At 41.3% G+C, this 15,340-nt stretch carries 19 protein-coding genes; 8 read left to right on the top strand and 11 right to left on the bottom strand.

What is annotated here, in order from left to right:
* The first annotated feature begins 142 nt into the window (after positions 1 to 142).
* Complete coding sequence (fmt, locus tag ACPZ3T_RS23865; protein ID WP_490271925.1) at positions 143 to 1,147, top strand: methionyl-tRNA formyltransferase; 1,005 nt, start codon at positions 143 to 145, stop codon at positions 1,145 to 1,147.
* Positions 1,148 to 1,177: 30 nt separating this feature from the next.
* Here the strand turns inward: fmt and ACPZ3T_RS23860 are convergent, their stop codons facing one another.
* A complete protein-coding gene (locus ACPZ3T_RS23860; RefSeq protein WP_490271924.1) occupies positions 1,178 to 1,546 on the bottom strand; it encodes a DUF6464 family protein in 369 nt (122 codons plus the stop codon).
* Between the two features lie 203 nt (positions 1,547 to 1,749).
* Here ACPZ3T_RS23860 and ACPZ3T_RS23855 point away from each other — a divergent pair, with 203 nt between their 5' ends.
* Positions 1,750 to 1,893, top strand: a complete 144-nt coding sequence (locus ACPZ3T_RS23855) for a hypothetical protein (RefSeq protein WP_490271923.1) — start codon at positions 1,750 to 1,752, stop codon at positions 1,891 to 1,893.
* Between the two features lie 50 nt (positions 1,894 to 1,943).
* On the opposite strand, the gene ACPZ3T_RS23850 is transcribed toward ACPZ3T_RS23855, so the two are convergent.
* The 5 genes from ACPZ3T_RS23850 to ndhC form a co-directional block, all read right to left on the bottom strand.
* Positions 1,944 to 3,812, bottom strand: coding sequence for a tetratricopeptide repeat protein (locus tag ACPZ3T_RS23850; RefSeq protein ID WP_490271922.1), 1,869 nt, complete (start codon positions 3,810 to 3,812; stop codon positions 1,944 to 1,946).
* Entirely contained in the window at positions 3,802 to 5,100 is a 1,299-nt protein-coding gene (locus tag ACPZ3T_RS23845) for an ATP-binding protein (protein ID WP_490271921.1), read from the bottom strand. The genes ACPZ3T_RS23850 and ACPZ3T_RS23845 overlap by 11 nt, the downstream gene beginning before the upstream one ends.
* Before the next feature lie 255 nt (positions 5,101 to 5,355).
* Positions 5,356 to 5,883, bottom strand: coding sequence for an NAD(P)H-quinone oxidoreductase subunit J (locus ACPZ3T_RS23840; protein WP_490271920.1), 528 nt, complete (start codon positions 5,881 to 5,883; stop codon positions 5,356 to 5,358).
* Entirely contained in the window at positions 5,876 to 6,613 is a 738-nt protein-coding gene (ndhK, locus tag ACPZ3T_RS23835; RefSeq protein ID WP_490271919.1) for a photosynthetic/respiratory NAD(P)H-quinone oxidoreductase subunit K, read from the bottom strand. Before ndhK ends, ACPZ3T_RS23840 begins: the two co-directional genes overlap by 8 nt.
* Positions 6,604 to 6,966, bottom strand: a complete 363-nt coding sequence (gene ndhC / locus ACPZ3T_RS23830) for a photosynthetic/respiratory NAD(P)H-quinone oxidoreductase subunit C (RefSeq protein ID WP_010997983.1) — start codon at positions 6,964 to 6,966, stop codon at positions 6,604 to 6,606. Before ndhC ends, ndhK begins: the two co-directional genes overlap by 10 nt.
* A gap of 193 nt (positions 6,967 to 7,159) precedes the next feature.
* On the opposite strand from ndhC, the gene ACPZ3T_RS23825 reads away from it, so the two are divergent.
* The 6 genes from ACPZ3T_RS23825 to ACPZ3T_RS23800 all read left to right on the top strand — a co-directional run bounded on the left by ACPZ3T_RS23825 (position 7,160) and on the right by ACPZ3T_RS23800 (position 9,752).
* Positions 7,160 to 7,495 carry a rubredoxin gene (locus ACPZ3T_RS23825; RefSeq protein ID WP_490271918.1) on the top strand — a complete coding sequence of 112 codons (336 nt, stop codon included), beginning with the start codon at positions 7,160 to 7,162 and terminating at the stop codon, positions 7,493 to 7,495.
* Between the two features lie 401 nt (positions 7,496 to 7,896).
* Entirely contained in the window at positions 7,897 to 8,919 is a 1,023-nt protein-coding gene (locus ACPZ3T_RS23820; RefSeq protein ID WP_490271917.1) for a photosynthesis system II assembly factor Ycf48, read from the top strand.
* 119 nt (positions 8,920 to 9,038) lie between these two features.
* Positions 9,039 to 9,287: a cytochrome b559 subunit alpha gene (psbE, locus tag ACPZ3T_RS23815; protein WP_490271916.1), complete on the top strand. Its 249-nt coding sequence runs from the start codon at positions 9,039 to 9,041 to the stop codon at positions 9,285 to 9,287.
* A gap of 9 nt (positions 9,288 to 9,296) precedes the next feature.
* Complete coding sequence (gene psbF / locus ACPZ3T_RS23810; protein WP_236142771.1) at positions 9,297 to 9,434, top strand: cytochrome b559 subunit beta; 138 nt, start codon at positions 9,297 to 9,299, stop codon at positions 9,432 to 9,434.
* A 3-nt stretch (positions 9,435 to 9,437) separates the two neighbouring features.
* On the top strand, positions 9,438 to 9,557 hold the full coding sequence (psbL, locus tag ACPZ3T_RS23805) for a photosystem II reaction center protein PsbL (protein WP_010997988.1): 120 nt from the start codon (positions 9,438 to 9,440) through the stop codon (positions 9,555 to 9,557).
* Between the two features lie 72 nt (positions 9,558 to 9,629).
* A complete protein-coding gene (locus ACPZ3T_RS23800) occupies positions 9,630 to 9,752 on the top strand; it encodes a photosystem II reaction center protein J (protein WP_490271915.1) in 123 nt (40 codons plus the stop codon).
* Between the two features lie 250 nt (positions 9,753 to 10,002).
* Here ACPZ3T_RS23800 and psaI read toward each other — a convergent pair whose 3' ends face one another.
* From psaI to ACPZ3T_RS23775, 5 genes are all read right to left on the bottom strand, one after another.
* Positions 10,003 to 10,113, bottom strand: a complete 111-nt coding sequence (gene psaI / locus ACPZ3T_RS23795) for a photosystem I reaction center subunit VIII (protein WP_323268850.1) — start codon at positions 10,111 to 10,113, stop codon at positions 10,003 to 10,005.
* A 111-nt stretch (positions 10,114 to 10,224) separates the two neighbouring features.
* Positions 10,225 to 12,891: a hypothetical protein gene (locus ACPZ3T_RS23790; RefSeq protein WP_490271914.1), complete on the bottom strand. Its 2,667-nt coding sequence runs from the start codon at positions 12,889 to 12,891 to the stop codon at positions 10,225 to 10,227.
* Positions 12,892 to 13,132: 241 nt separating this feature from the next.
* Positions 13,133 to 13,378: a hypothetical protein gene (locus ACPZ3T_RS23785; RefSeq protein WP_490271913.1), complete on the bottom strand. Its 246-nt coding sequence runs from the start codon at positions 13,376 to 13,378 to the stop codon at positions 13,133 to 13,135.
* A gap of 5 nt (positions 13,379 to 13,383) precedes the next feature.
* Positions 13,384 to 14,211, bottom strand: a complete 828-nt coding sequence (locus ACPZ3T_RS23780) for a hypothetical protein (RefSeq protein WP_490271912.1) — start codon at positions 14,209 to 14,211, stop codon at positions 13,384 to 13,386.
* A 157-nt stretch (positions 14,212 to 14,368) separates the two neighbouring features.
* Positions 14,369 to 15,145, bottom strand: coding sequence for an RNA polymerase sigma factor SigF (locus tag ACPZ3T_RS23775; protein WP_490271911.1), 777 nt, complete (start codon positions 15,143 to 15,145; stop codon positions 14,369 to 14,371).
* Positions 15,146 to 15,340 lie beyond the last annotated feature (195 nt).

The raw sequence follows: 15,340 nt of genomic DNA, 5'->3' as shown, positions 1-15,340 counted from the left end.
CACTTTTCGGCTAAAGAACCCAATTATAAGTGTATCAAGAAAATTGGGGTTTTGTCATGGGTAATACACTTATTTTTGATTGTACACACTTGCGGCTTAACACTTTACTATTGACTATTGACTCTTGACTATCGCTAGGTTCATGAAAATTGTATTTTTTGGTACACCCCAATTTGCTGTTCCGACTCTAGAGAAATTATGCCATCACCCAGAATTAGAAGTTTTGGCAGTTGTTACCCAACCAGATAAACGCCGAGAACGGGGCAATAAATTGACACCTTCACCTGTAAAAGTGGTGGCTACAAATTATCAAATCCCAGTCTGGCAACCCCAGCGAGTTAAAAAAAGTCAGGAAACCTTAACTAAACTCCAGCAACTAGATGCAGATGTGTTTGTGGTAGTTGCCTATGGACAAATTTTGTCACAAAAAATATTAGATATGCCCAAATTGGGCTGTGTGAATGTTCACGGCTCGATTTTGCCTAAATATCGTGGTGCTGCGCCTATTCAATGGTGCTTATACAACGGTGAAGCGGAAACTGGGATCACAACCATGTTAATGGATGCAGGGATGGATACTGGGGCGATGCTACTCAAAGCCACTACACCCATTGGTTTATTAGATAATGCCGATGACTTAGCCCGTAGACTCTCTGAAATTGGTGGTGATTTATTAATAGAAACCTTGCTCAAACTCAAAAATCAAGAAATTCAACCAATTCCGCAAGATGATAGCGCAGCCACCTATGCTTCCTTAATTCAAAAACCAGATTATGCCTTAGATTGGTCAAAGAGCGCGATGCAATTACATAACCAAATCAGAGGATTCTACCCCAACTGTACAGCTACCTTTCGTGACCAGACTATCAAAATTACAGCTACCCTTCCCCTTGACGCTGCTTACAAAGATGAACTACCACCAGAAATGCAAAAAGTCTGGGGAAAATTACCGGATTTAACTAATATCGCGGGTAATCCAGGGGAGATAGTAAGCATCGCCAAAGGAATTGGCGCAGTTGCCCAGACTGGTGAAGGTTTGTTGCTGTTGCGAGAAGTGCAGCTACCTGGCAAACGCCCCCAATCAGGATGGGATTTTGTCAATGGTACGCGCTTAACTGTCAAAGAAGTACTAGGTAATGGTAGTTAGTTAAACACTAGGGACTTTGCTAACTCCTCATCAGTTATTCCTGACTTCTGCACTTTGATAAAATCGGCAAGATTCACAAGGCCCATTAGGATTGACAGCACAGCGAATAATTTCTGAGTTGGCATTATATCTACAGCTAGCATCCCCAACTACCCAACGCCCTGCCACTAAACTTTTTTCAGCTGGTCTTTGAGCAGACTGGACATAGAGAGCGATATTATGTAACCGATAACGTCCTGATTTCAACTGATATCTATGGCGGCGTTCTAAAACCGCGTAGGTTCTACCTTCTAAATCGAGATAGTTTCCGGGTTGGGGTGTCCAGTCTAGTTGAATTTTACCGAGGGAACGACGCGGATGGGTCAGAATCACCTCAGTTGGTAAAGAGTCTGGCTCCATAAGTTTATGTGATGTGATTTACATTATAAAAATAGTATCGCAGCAACCTACCCGGACTGACCTAATTCAGATTACAATTGCTAGATCACTAAATTTTTTGATTAGATGGGGTTTAGCGATCGCTAGTCAACATTCCCCTATATACGCGATCGCTGTTATGTTTCTGATGAAAGGCGATCGCGCAAAGCTAGGAAAGTTCTCGTTTGAAACACAAACATTCTCGTTTAGAACAAGAACGTTCTCACTGGAAACAAGAATACTTGAGTTGGAAACAAGAACATTCTCGTTTGCAACACGAAACTTCGGGTTCTGAACATGAAACTTTGAGTTCAAAACAGGAAACTTAGAGATAAAAGCTAGAGTGATGCGGTTGGGAAGGTCAATTTTCGTGTTCTCATTAGAGAGAATCGCGTAAATTTGCTAAGTTTTTACGCACAGTCACAGTATGACGATGATTCACTCCTAAACTTCGCTCCAAAATATTCAAAGCTTGGAGATACAGAGATTTGGCTTCGCTGTATTTTCCTTGGGAGTCGTAGAGTGCAGCTAGGTTGTTGAGGTTGGTGGCGACATCAGGATGATTATCTCCCAGCAGGCGTTTATGGAGTTCTAAAGCTTGAAGATACAAAGTTTCAGCTTGGTCGTAGCGTCCTTGAGAATCGTAAAGTGCAGCCAAGTTGTTGAGGTTGGTGGCGACATCAGGATGATTATCTCCCAGCAGGCGTTTATGGAGTTCTAAAGCTTGAAGATACAAAGTTTCAGCTTGGTCGTAGCGTCCTTGAGAATTGTAAAGTTCAGCCAAGTTGTTGAGGCTGGTGGCGACTGAGGGATGATTGTTTCCTAGCAGGCGTTGAATTAGTTCTAAAGCCTGGAGATACAAAGTTTCGGCTTGGTCGTAGCGTCCTTGGGATTTGTAGAGTGATGCCAAGTTGTTGAGGCTGGTGGCGACTGAGGGATGATTGTCTCCCAGCAGGTGTTTATAGAGTTCTAAAGCCTGGAGATACAAAGTTTCGGCTTGGTCGTAGCGTCCTTGGGATTTGTAGAGTGATGCCAAGTTGTTGAGACTGGTGGCGACTGAGGGATGATTGTCTCCCAGCAGGTGTTTATAGAGTTCTAAAGCCTGGAGATACAAAGTTTCAGCTTGGTCGTAGCGTCCTTGGGATTTGTAGAGTGATGCCAAGTTGTTGAGGCTGGTAGCGACTGAGGGATGATTGTCTCCCAGCAGGTGTTTACTCAGTTCTAAAGCTTGGAGAAGCAAAGGTTCAGCCTGGTCGTAGCGTCCTTGGGATTTATAGAGTGATGCCAAGTTGTTGAGGCTGGTGGCGACTGAGGGATGATTGCCTCCCAACAGGCGTTTATAGAGTTCTAAAGCGTTGAGATACAAAGGTTCAGCTTGGTCATAGCGTCCTTGGGAATAGTAAAGTCCAGCCAAGTTGTCGAGGCTAGTGGCTAAGTCTTTCTTTAAACCTAACTGTTGTTGCAGTTCCACAGCCTTGCTTAAATACTCAATTCCTAATTCTTGCTCCTTTTTATAATCCTGACATTCACCCCGCTCTAGTCTTTTTCTATAAATATCTCCTAAGCTAAAGTACAAAGTTGCTAAAGCGGCATCTTTTACGCCTCTTCCTTCTAACTCTTGAATAAATTTCTCTAAATCTTCTATAGGTAATAAATAATCATTTTCATCATCAATGCTTAAAATCTCATTATCACTGAAAGCAAACCGAATCGGCTCTAATTCCCTACCAGAAATAGTATTTTTCTTCCTAGAAACAAACCGAAACACACCACTGCGCCAACTCCAAAAATCAGGTGCTTTCTTCATCAACTCAATTAATATTTGATTAGTCACCCACAAGACAATAGCAAAAGGAAACGCCCTTAACGCTTCCCTAGTCCACTGCAAGTAACCAAAAAATATCTCTTGTTCAGAACGCTCCTCTCCCAATTTCAAGAAATGCAGCTGTTCTGCACCAGTCACAGTAATTACTGCTGGGTGATGTTGACGCAAATATTCTTCACTGTCTACCAGTTGAGCAATAGCAGCCCTCAAACTCGGTTCACCTCTCGGTAATGTCACCCGATAACAACGGATTTCTGGCTGTAATTCTGCTTCATACTGAGCAATAATTTCATCTCGAAAACTGGCATCATCACAAACGGCAATGAGCAAATTTAATCTATTTGCTTTAGCTTCAATGGAAATAGTTAAGTAATCATAAGCCTCTTTATTTTCATCATCTGTGAATAAATCTTCATTGAGCATTTTTATTTCTCAACTCCCTGCGCTTCAAAGTTTCTACAAGAATGGGGTGAACATCATACCAAGTTTCATCATTACGATATTCCAATATATGCAACCCATGTAGTAATTCTAAAAACTCTGGCTGCTTGACATCATCAGGCTCGAAATCCTCATAAGTAGTTTGCAAAATCTTGAAATCTTCTTTTCCTAAACGCAGAGAAAGTTCATTCCGAATTTCTTTAATGGCTTTTTCTATAACTTGGTCATCAATGGTAATCTTTTCTCCTGGTTTCTGTCTGATGAGTTGCAAACAAATAAGACAGCATATATTAGCGATACGAATCAACTCCCGCAAAACTCCACCACTGTAAATAACAATCTTTTCGGCGGCTGATTTATCTATTAATTCACTAGAAATACGTTTTTGTAATATCTCACATAAAATATTAGTTGCTTCAGTTCGAGGCTTGGCATCAGGCAAGCGATTATCACCCCTGCTAAAAATTTTGATCACAGGCATCACTTCAATTTGGTAGCTGCTTGCTGATTGAATATTGCTCCAAACAAAAGTATTACACATGGTGGCAATCGGTACAGTATAGATAATCCGAATATTAGGTTGAAAAAGCGAGTTAATATTGTTGCCATAAATTTCATTAACTCTTGCCAAATCAAGTTTATCTAAATCATCAATAATGACTATAGTTTCTTTTTTAGTAGCTACTTGAATTAAAGCAGCAATTTCATTCACACGGGCAACTAAATCTGATCTCTTGTGTTCAAATTCCTCTGTGATTTCTTCTCTAACTTTGGCATCAGCTTTTAACTGTGTTTTCAGAAAACTCAGGAAATTAAAACCCGCCTCAACTCCAGTTCCTAACTCTACTTCGGTAGTACGAGTACGTTTTTTAAACCAATCAAAAATTTGATGCTTAGTAGTATCAGGAATGTCTACATTTCGTGCTTCCGCCTCAGACATTAAATTCAGCGCGATCGCAAACAAAATATTTATATGATTAACAGCCGACATTTCAATACTGTCAGCAATAGAAAATAAAACTACAAAATAATTTTCTTTAATTCTTCTACTTAACTCAGCTAATAAAGAAGATTTACCACATCCCCGATGTCCAGTAAATACAATCTTACTGTCACCGTTAGGACTGTATTCAATTCGTTGAATTAACCTTTCTAGACAATCATTACCATAATCTACTCTAAAATCATCCGTTTCTTTCTTTTCTAGCAATGGAAATAATTCTAGATTGGCATATGCTTGCTTAAAGGATTCTTGTAATTCGTTAGACATAAAATCTTAAAAAATAAGGTTTTTACTAGTTATTTATATTATTACCTATCCAGCCCCAACCCAAACAATCTTGCCTCCTCCCCTCTGCTTCTTTGCGTGACGTACACTTGCCTTAAATCAAAAAACCTCAGATGTATCGGGTAGAAGCATCCATGATCTTCTATGCTACCCTGAAAAAACATTACCCCTCTCCGCCGCCGGAAAGGGGTTAAAAATGAGAAATCAAAATTCTCACCAGTTGAGACTCAGCACAGTCTAATAAGCATCCTGCAACTCGTAGAAATCAGGCGAGATGTAATCCTTACGCAAAGGCCAACCCACCCAATCTTCTGGCATTAAAATCCGCTTCAAATTGGGGTGTCCTTCGTAGATAATGCCAAACATATCGTAAGATTCACGTTCTTGCCAGTCGGCAGTCTTCCAAATCCAGTAAACTGAAGGCACTACCGGATTTTCCCGTGGGAGGAAAACTTTAACCCGCACTTCTTCAGGTTTATCAGCGTTGTCACCCACTTTCACCAAGTGATATACACTAACTAAGTCTTCCCCCGGGCCAAGATCAATACCCGATTGAAACTGAAGATAATTAAACCCGTAAGCATACAAAGCTGTAGCGATGGGTAGCAAGAAATTCGCCTCAACTTTAATAATCTCTACCCCGTTTTTATCAGGTGCTAAAGATTCATGAGCAAAACCATTTTCTGTCAACCACTGGGAAGTCGGCCCAGATGGAACTATGGCTTCTGTTTCGGCGGGTACTGGTTTGAGTTCTTCATCAGCCACGGTTCTGTTCCTCCTTCTGTGTCTTTGCTGTCAACAGTGCAGGTGGAACTGGTAAACCAATCGCTTCTGTTAATTCCTTGGGTGGATTGAAGCGAGTTTCTGACTGCATATACTTACCAGTTAAAATTTCTGGTACTGGCTTCATATTATGAGTCGTGCTGTAGAAACGGTGGGTTTGTTTAATTTGTCCCCGTTCCTGCATCGAATCATTAGAAATTTTCTTCCGCAGCTTAATAATTGCGTCGATAATTGCTTCAGGACGGGGAGGACAACCCGGTAAATATACATCCACAGGAATCAACTTATCAACTCCGCGCACAGCCGTGGGAGAATCAACGCTGAACATCCCGCCTGTAATAGTGCAAGCCCCCATTGCAATTACATACTTAGGTTCGGGCATTTGTTCATAAAGACGTACCAATTGGGGGGCCATCTTCATGGTGATTGTCCCGGCTGTAATAATCAAATCAGCTTGACGAGGACTAGAACGGGGAATTAATCCGAAGCGGTCGAAGTCAAAACGTGAGCCAATTAAAGCAGCAAACTCAATAAAGCAGCAAGCTGTACCAAACAGTAAAGGCCACAGACTAGAAAGCCTCGCCCAGTTATAGAGGTCATCAACAGTGGTCAAAATCACGTTTTCTGACAGGTCTTGAGTGACTGTAGGACGCTCAATGGGGTTGATGATCCGCTCTTTGTCCTGGGTGGTTAAATTAGAATTTAAGACCATTCCAAAGCTCCTTTACGCCACGCGTAAACTAGGGCGACTACAAGAATTGCAATAAAAATCAGTGCTTCAATGAATGCCAATAACCCCAGACGGTGAAAGGCTACCGCCCAAGGATAAAGGAATACAGTCTCTACATCAAAGACCACAAAGACCAGCGCAAACATGTAGTAGCGGATGTTGAACTGAATCCAGGCACCGCCGATGGGTTCCATCCCAGATTCATAGGTGGTGCGACGTTCCAGGCTGTTACCCGTAGGTCTGAGGAGCTTGGACGCAGACAGTGCTAAGGCAGGAACTAGGCTACAGATAATGAGAAAGCCTAGAAGGTATTCGTAACCGCTAAGAACAAACACAATGAATATCTACCGCTTATAGTGTAAATAACGCTGTTACTTTCTTTTACATTATATCTGTTTAGTTTTTCTGAAATCTGGGAAACAGACGGATTTCAGGTATTTGATTCATTTGTCAGAGTGATAGAAAAGTCTAACGAATATGTCATAATTTGTAACGTATATTTAATAATTCCTCTGCGAGACCTGAGTCATGAGCGAACAAGCTGTTGAAACTACAGTGTTAGACCGCTACGAGTGTCGCGCCTGCGGTTATGTTTACGAACCTGAAAAGGGTGATGATAAGCATGACATTCCTTCCGGGACACCTTTTGTAGAATTGCCTGTCAATTGGCGTTGTCCCGTGTGTACGGCTAAAAAAGTTGCTTTCAGCAACATTGGCCCCGCAGGTACAGCATCCGGTTTCAAAGAAAATCTTGGTTATGGTTTAGGTGTAAATACCCTGACACCAAGTCAAAAAAATATTCTGATTTTCGGTGCTTTGGCTCTTGCCTTTTTGTTTTTTATTAGTCTTTACGGCTTGCAGTAAGACTAGAGGTAGGGGAGCAGAAAAGAAAAATATACTCAGTAGGCGTTAATTGCCCACTCCCCTCAAACCACTGAATCTAGTTTTGCTACTAGATAGACAAACCTTTTATGTAAACCTGACATGAGTTCGACGTTTGAGAAAAACCCCTCTCCAAAGACGCGGAGCGGCTTCTCGCTAGAGTACCTCTCCCCTGCAAGGAGAAGCCACTGCGTTGGGCGGGTTTCCCGACTTGTTCGCGTAGCGTCTCGTAGAGAAGCAAGTGGCGTAGAGGCTTCAAAACCTGAATTTTTGGTTGAGTTTAAAGCCCCTCTCCGTGTCGGAGAGGGGTTGGGGAGAGGTCATCGAACTAATGTTAAACCTGACACAAATTTAGAAACGAATAAAAAAATCTCATGGGATCAATGGTTATTGTGAAAAGTTACCAGAAAATTCTGGCTTTGTTGATGGTCGTTTTCTTATGTATTGGTTGTAGTAAAGTACCTTCTACAAGCTACAATCCTTGGGCAGTAATTTCTGTGCCAACGGAGGCCAAGCTACTAGATATAGCCTTTACTAACAATCCCCAACATGGTTTTTTAGTGGGTAGCAACACTACTCTTTTAGAAACCAATGATGGTGGTGATACTTGGCAACCTCTGAACTTGACTTTAGATGACGATCGCTATCGGTTTGATTCAGTCAGTTTTGCTGGTCAAGAAGGTTGGATTGCTGGAGAACCTTCTTTGCTACTACACACCACTGATGAGGGTCATTCTTGGTCACGCATCCCCTTAAGTTCTCAACTTCCAGGTAATCCAATTTCTATTCATGCTTTGGGTGAAAACTCAGCTGAAATGGCTACTGATGTGGGTGCAATCTACAAAACCACAGATGGGGGCAAAAACTGGAAAGCTCAGGTAGAGGCTGCTGTTGGGGTAGTACGTAACTTGGAACGCTCTGCCGATGGTAAATATGTCGCTGTTTCTGCTAAAGGCAGTTTCTACTCCATTTGGGAACCTGGACAAAATGCTTGGGTTCCCCATAACCGCAATAGCTCACGTCGGGTAGAAAATATGGGATTTTCTCAAGATGGGCAATTGTGGTTACTAGCGAGGGGAGGTCAGGTACAGTTTAGCGACCCCACGAACCCAGAGGAATGGCAAGAAGCTGAAAGTCCTGAATTGTCAACGAGTTGGGGTTTATTGGATTTGGCTTATCGTACACCCGATGAAATTTGGATTGGTGGCGGTAGCGGTAATTTATTAATGAGTAGTGATGGTGGTAAAACCTGGGAAAAAGATCGGGATGTAGAAGCAGTTGCAGCTAATTTCTACAAAATTGTCTTTCTCCAGCCAGAGCAAGGATTTATCATTGGCGATCGCGGCGTATTACTAAAATATCAACCCAATGTCCCTAAATCTCCTAAAACAGCAACGGCCGCTTAGTGATAATCTAAGTTCTCAGTATCTTCTTGTTTTATGAGAAGCTAGTTGCAACTTGTAACTCTTTCTAAACTTTGTAGGATAATAAACTCAATAGCAATTTTGTAAAGGTAGGAATCTAAATGTCAGGGACTACTGGAGAACGTCCGTTTTCCGATATTGTTACCAGTATCCGTTACTGGGTAATCCACAGCATCACCATTCCAGCATTATTTATTGCTGGCTGGTTATTTGTCAGCACCGGGCTGGCTTATGATGTGTTTGGTACACCTCGTCCTAATGAGTATTACACACAAACACGGCAAGAACTGCCAATTGTGAACAATCGTTTTGAAGCCAAAAAACAAGTTGAACAACTTATTGGAAATTAGTTTGAAATCATGACTAGCGGCAATAACGTCAACCAACCAGTTACCTATCCTATTTTTACGGTGAGATGGCTTGCAGTACACACATTAGCTGTGCCTACCGTATTCTTTTTGGGCGCGATCGCCTCAATGCAGTTTATTCAACGGTAAATCATGGAAAGAACGCCCAATCCTAATAATCAACCGGTAGAACTCAACCGGACTTCTCTTTACCTAGGACTACTGCTGGTTTTCGTTCTAGGCATTCTCTTTTCCAGTTACTTCTTTAACTAACTGGATTCTGTGCTTTTGAATCTGGGTTTATCAAACCTGTGTTGATTTTTTATTAAGAGAGGAGGAAAATCTGTGTCTGCTGGAACTGGGAGAATCCCCCTATGGGTCGTCGCTACGATCGCAGGGTTAGGTGTAATCACTGTTGTAGGTATTTTCTTTTATGGGGCCTACGCTGGAATTGGTTCTTCAATCTAAACTTGTCCAGATAGAAACCATTCATCTAGCAATTGTTTAAAAATCGTCATTAAAAAGCCGCCTATCTTTTTGAGATAGGCGGTCTTTTGATGACTGATTAGTGAAGCAATCGAGTTAAATGAAAATTAATCACAGGTAACAAAAGTCACAATTGAAAAGTCAACCTTTTAACCACTTGATATGGTGTTTTGACTTTTTTCGTGGTGTATTAATAACCCCAGTGACTCATTACCTATTACTAATTACTCAATTAACCAATATCATCGCGCTCAATGTATAACATCATAAACGCCATTGCTACGGCTGGAAAAACCAAACCAGTCAAAGGTACAAAGATAGAAGGCAAAAATGAAGCTGCCATAGTAAAGATTCCTGTTAAATAACACTACAATTCAACATGAGCTTACTGCAAATTGCAGGGAATTTTTTTAAATTCTAAAGATTTTTAACACAGATTCTGTTCTGGCTTGAATCATAAAGTGAGTAATTCGTCTAGTGGTGGATTACCCAATTCTGGGGGAATTACAGTCCGAAACACACTAACTTTGTGACTTTCTTGTTGAGTAGCTCTATTTAATGCGATCGCTTCTATGCGAATTTCCAAGCAGCCAAAGGGAATATTCAAGGGAATCATCACTTCCATTCCCCCCGCCGAATTAGGTAATAATTCAGTCAGCAAGTGAGGGCCATCTAGCAACCAGCGCGTTTGACAATCTTCCACCCATAATTTAGCCACTACCTGTGGTGGAACTTTCGGGAGTTCAACTCGCACCCTAATAGAATTACCTGCAATCAGTTCACCTTCGGGTACGTGCAGTTGCGGAATTGGTAAAGGTTCTACAGGTTCTCCACTCAAAGATGCAAAAATAGATAAAGTGCCTATTGAGGGATTCTCCACTTGCGCCGTCGGTTTTTCGCTGAAATCTACATCTTCTTGATTAAAAACGTCATCCACAACAATTTCTTCTGCTAACCAAGCTAAATTGGTGTCAGTTTCCTTCCCAGGTGGTAGTTGTAGTGCAGGAATTATAGCAGTGGATTCTGGTTCGTATTCCTGATTTTCCATCTCCTCTACTAGTAAAGTTTCCTCCTCTGTAGTTGCTATTCCCTCATCTGCACTCACTTCCAAAGTTGTACTCTGATCACTAAACTGATCTGCCTCTGTAATTGCTGTTACCACCTCTGGACTGACTGCCAGAGTTGTCGTTTGATCATCAACAATAGATACAGGTAATTGATCAACTGCGATCGCCTCCTCTAATTCCTCTGCCTCTAAATCTTGCTGATCTATGGTTTCAGGTAAGGCATAGCCTTGGCTCTGCATCCATTTTCTAATCAGAGGTGATGAGTAAAAATTTGGTACATTAGGTCTTTCTTGGACAGCAGCATCACTCAATTGTGAAGTTTCTATAGTCTCTGATTCAGCATCAGCAGCAGAGATTAACTCTGAGCTTTGTAGAATTTCTTCACTCAATTGTGAGGTTTCTAGAGTCTCTGGTTCAGCATCAGCAGCAGAGATTAACTCTGGAGTGGGGGTAATTTCCGATTCACTTAGAGATTCGTTTGAATATTCAGTATAATTTTCGATAGACTCTTGAGTATTTTCATTTATATTTGAATCTAGTTCTGGTAAGTTCTCAACGATTGGAATATCTACATTATTGGATATTTCCCCATTCGCCACTTCAGTTGTAGCCCCAGCAGTTTGTAGACGTTTTAAGTAAGGAAAGCTACTACCATTTAGACGCGATCGCCGATGTTTAATCACCAATTGCTCCAAATTAATGGGAGCAGGATTCATTGGGACTGTAGTTTCATCCTGTATGCTGACAGCAACTTCTAAATTCGATTCTGCTAATCCGTCTTCATTAATCACTACATCAGTTTGATGCTCAGGCAATTTTGGTAATTGTAGCCCACGAGAGTCAACTGTTTTCTGAATTGCTAGCGGTGCAATTGACTCTGGTAAGGGTATATTTGCCACTGGATAAGTTAGCTGAGATTCTCCTGTCGGGGGATTTTTTACTAAATTGAACAATTCCAAATCAAGCCTCATCGATGGTTCAGGCGTTGATATGGTTGGGGTGTGACTATCATTACTAGATGGGGTTGTTGTAGTCACTGCTAACAATTGTGTGACATCTGCTGTAATCGTGAAAGACTGGCTAGCTAAAAGCGTCATTTCCCGAGCAGTTAAGACACAGCCATATAAACTAATATCTGCCAAAATTAGTTTTGATTCACACTCAGCCGGAATATCAATTGCAGAGCGCAGAGTAAAAGGTAGGGTTTGCTCTCCTAAAGATTGGCGGATCTGAGTCAAAACTGCCAAACTTTCAGGCGATCGCAGTTCAATTCTCAATTCCAAATCATAGAGATTTTCTGGCTGGAAGTTTCTATCTATCTGGTAATTTTCTCTTAACTGTACATTCCCATGAATAGTCAGTACATGACCCCAACGAGTAATATAAGTTTCCCGATCTAAGGTCAATACTAGAGGACATTGTGACTGTTTTATGGGGTATTCTTCAACTTTTTCCTCTGGGATTAGGGGATCAGAGGTCGGTAAAGCTAAATCAATTAAATTTTGTAAAATCTGCTCGGCTGTTTCACCTTTAACCCAGACTGGGCTAACAGGCTCATCATTCAACCTTTCTTGATCTATATCTGTAGCTAAGAATTGGTTCTGGTTAGTAATTGCTAGCTCTGTAAACCCATCAGATACCAAACCACTCTCAGATGGATAATGAAATGATTCTGGTTTTGGAGCAACACCTGCCTCGTCTACTTCCTGAGACAATACTTGTAAATAAACACCATATTGCCAGGGTTGTCCTAACATATCTGACATCAAATCCCCAGAACAGCGTAATTCCCAAATCCCCGCTTTCAGGTAAGTAAAAGGAATCACAGCCATTAAGCCATCCGCGTTAGTGCGACGTACCCGCTTTTGAATGCGTCGTTTTGGTGGTGTTTCTTGAGGGGAAAAGTGAGTGACACGCACTTCCACATCTGTATTAGGCAGTTGTGAGAGAGCTAAAACTCTATACCGACCTTCCCTAATCTCTGTGCTTGGCGATTCTAGAGATTGCCAGGAGCGATCGCCCTGTTTCTGAATCAGAAATTGCCAGTGTTCCATTTTAAGTGATGCCCAGACCGAAGAGCAGCTGAGAAATTTTTTGCATTATATTGCTAGCAAGTTTACCTCAGCAATCTGTAATTGCATCACTGAAATGTAATTTTTTGATTCAGATAGTAATAGTAATTAATAAATGATTGAAGTTGGGTTCAGACGATTCCCACCCAACACAATACAACTAGGATGCAGCAAATTTTACTCATCCCCATCAATACCAAATACCACTGAGTTTACCAAACCCTCAACTACTATACTTATTTTGGTAGTAAGCCAATATTTGCTGCACACGTTGCCGACTCTCAAAATTAGAGTTTGCTGTCCCAGAAATATACAAGCCTGCAATTTGGCTTTGATGATAGTCAAACTGTCCAGAAGACTGAGGAATTAAATCCACTTCTACCCCTGGAACTTGACGCAGATGCGCTGCTATCTCTCGATATACTGCTAATGGTAAACCAGCAAACTCAATTTTTTCTGTAGTCTCCATTCGGATCAAACTCCAACACTATCAGTATTTGAGGTAGGTGTTGTCATAGAAACAGGACTGGTGGCGGGGGTTGTACCTGTTGGTGCTTCGCCTACTGTTCTTGCTACCTCAATACCGTATTGTTCCAGAATTACAATCGGATTGGAACCTTGATTCATTTCAATTCGTTTCACCAAAACACCGTTTGCCAGTCGCTGTCCTGCTTCCACATAACGACTTGATAATTCATTTGGGATTTTGATAATTGCTTGGGGTACTTTACCAACGATAACTACCCCTGTCACCATCACTGCTTTTGCTAAATCAGGCTGTGCTGGTGGTGGTAAAACTGACACTAAGGTGGGATTAGGAACTACCGGGGGTAAAACTTTAGGTAAAACTGGAGTTAAGCTAGGTGACTTAGCTACCCGGCCTATCTTATTTTGAGTTGCAGTAGTTTGGTTGTTGGTGGTGTTGCCCTTCTGTGGTTTCTTAGCAATTGGTAAAGGGGGTAAAGAAGGAACTGGTTTAGTAGTAGTATTCTGTGACATTTCTGGGACTGGTTGCCCGACAATTTGGGCAAATGGGTCAATTCGCCCTTTAGTTACTAAAGTTATCCGTTCTGTGGCATTAGTAGGTTGAATTAAGTTAGAAGCTGTTCCTGTGAGTTTTGTAGTTTGTTGACTAGACACCACAGGATTATTAAAAGATTGAGCTGCTGCTGGTGATGGTGATTTGGCAACAGGTGTTGCATTGGGGGTAGGATTAACAGCTTGTGGTGTATCTTCTGAAGCGCATCCAGCGATCGCTACAGTCACTATAGCTGCAACTAAAATTTTTGATGTTCTGCCCATTAGCCGTTCTCAAACGCTATAGGAAATGATTAATCGAAATCCACTTTGCCGAAATTGTCAGCAAAGTGTTGTTCTCTTTATAACCTAATTTTTTCTATTTCAGCAGTTGTTTTTAGCACAAAAATTACAGTATAAATACAGTTGACTTATTCATGATTTAATCATCCGCCGTACACATGAGATGTTTCAATAAGTCCAACCCTTTCTTCACTCTCCGGGAAACAGTAACCACGCTAATCCCTAAGTGTTCTGCTACTTGTTTCTGTGTCAAATCGTGTAGAAACACGCACTCTAAAACTTCACGGGTGCGTTGTTCTAACTGGAATAATGCTTGTTGTAAGCGAATCTGATCTTCTTGTGCCAATTGAAAACTACGGTATTGGTGATCTGGAACTAACTCTCCCAGGCTAGTAGATCCTTCCTCTCCATCTTGTACAGGAACATCTAAACTCAAAGGCGCACGATTTACCCAAGCTAATTTGATTTCTTGCCATTCCTCTGGTGAAATCTCTAGTGCTGCTGCCAATTCTGAGTCAGTTGGTTGGCGATTGTATTTTACACGCAAAGAACGAGAAACCCCTATTGCCCGTTGTTGTATTGCTAGGTAGCGTCTGGGAATCCTGACTGTCACACCTTTATCTCGAAGATAGTGTTGAATTTCACCCCGGATATAGGGAATAGCAAAGGAACTAAAAGCATGGCCTTTGGTTAATTCAAATCTTTCAATCGCTCGAATTAAACCCAAGCAACCAACCTGAACTAAATCATCATAGTTTTCATGACATTGATTAATCCAGTAGTGAGCTTCTTTTCTCACCAAACCAAAATTCAGTTTTACAAGTTGATTGCGAACAGTTTCTGAGCGAGATAGCTGATATTCTCGCAACAACTGCCAAATTTCGTACTTTAATTCATTGGTAGTTGAGGTAGGCATAGCACCGTGTTTATTTAATTAATAAACAATCAATTACTCTGTTTTAAACAAGGCAGGCTGTAATCACACGATATTCAAATAGATATGTGCTAAATAACCCAGCCAAATTTATAGTCAATGACAGTTTCTATAAGTGAAATACTAAGTAACTGACAATCGAGCTAAATTTAAATGAGCAAAAATATTTTGGTTTTT

Source organism: Aliinostoc maniaoense (assembly GCF_058172895.1).
Note: the sequence above shows the minus strand (reverse complement) of the source record. Positions and strands in the feature narration are given on the sequence as shown.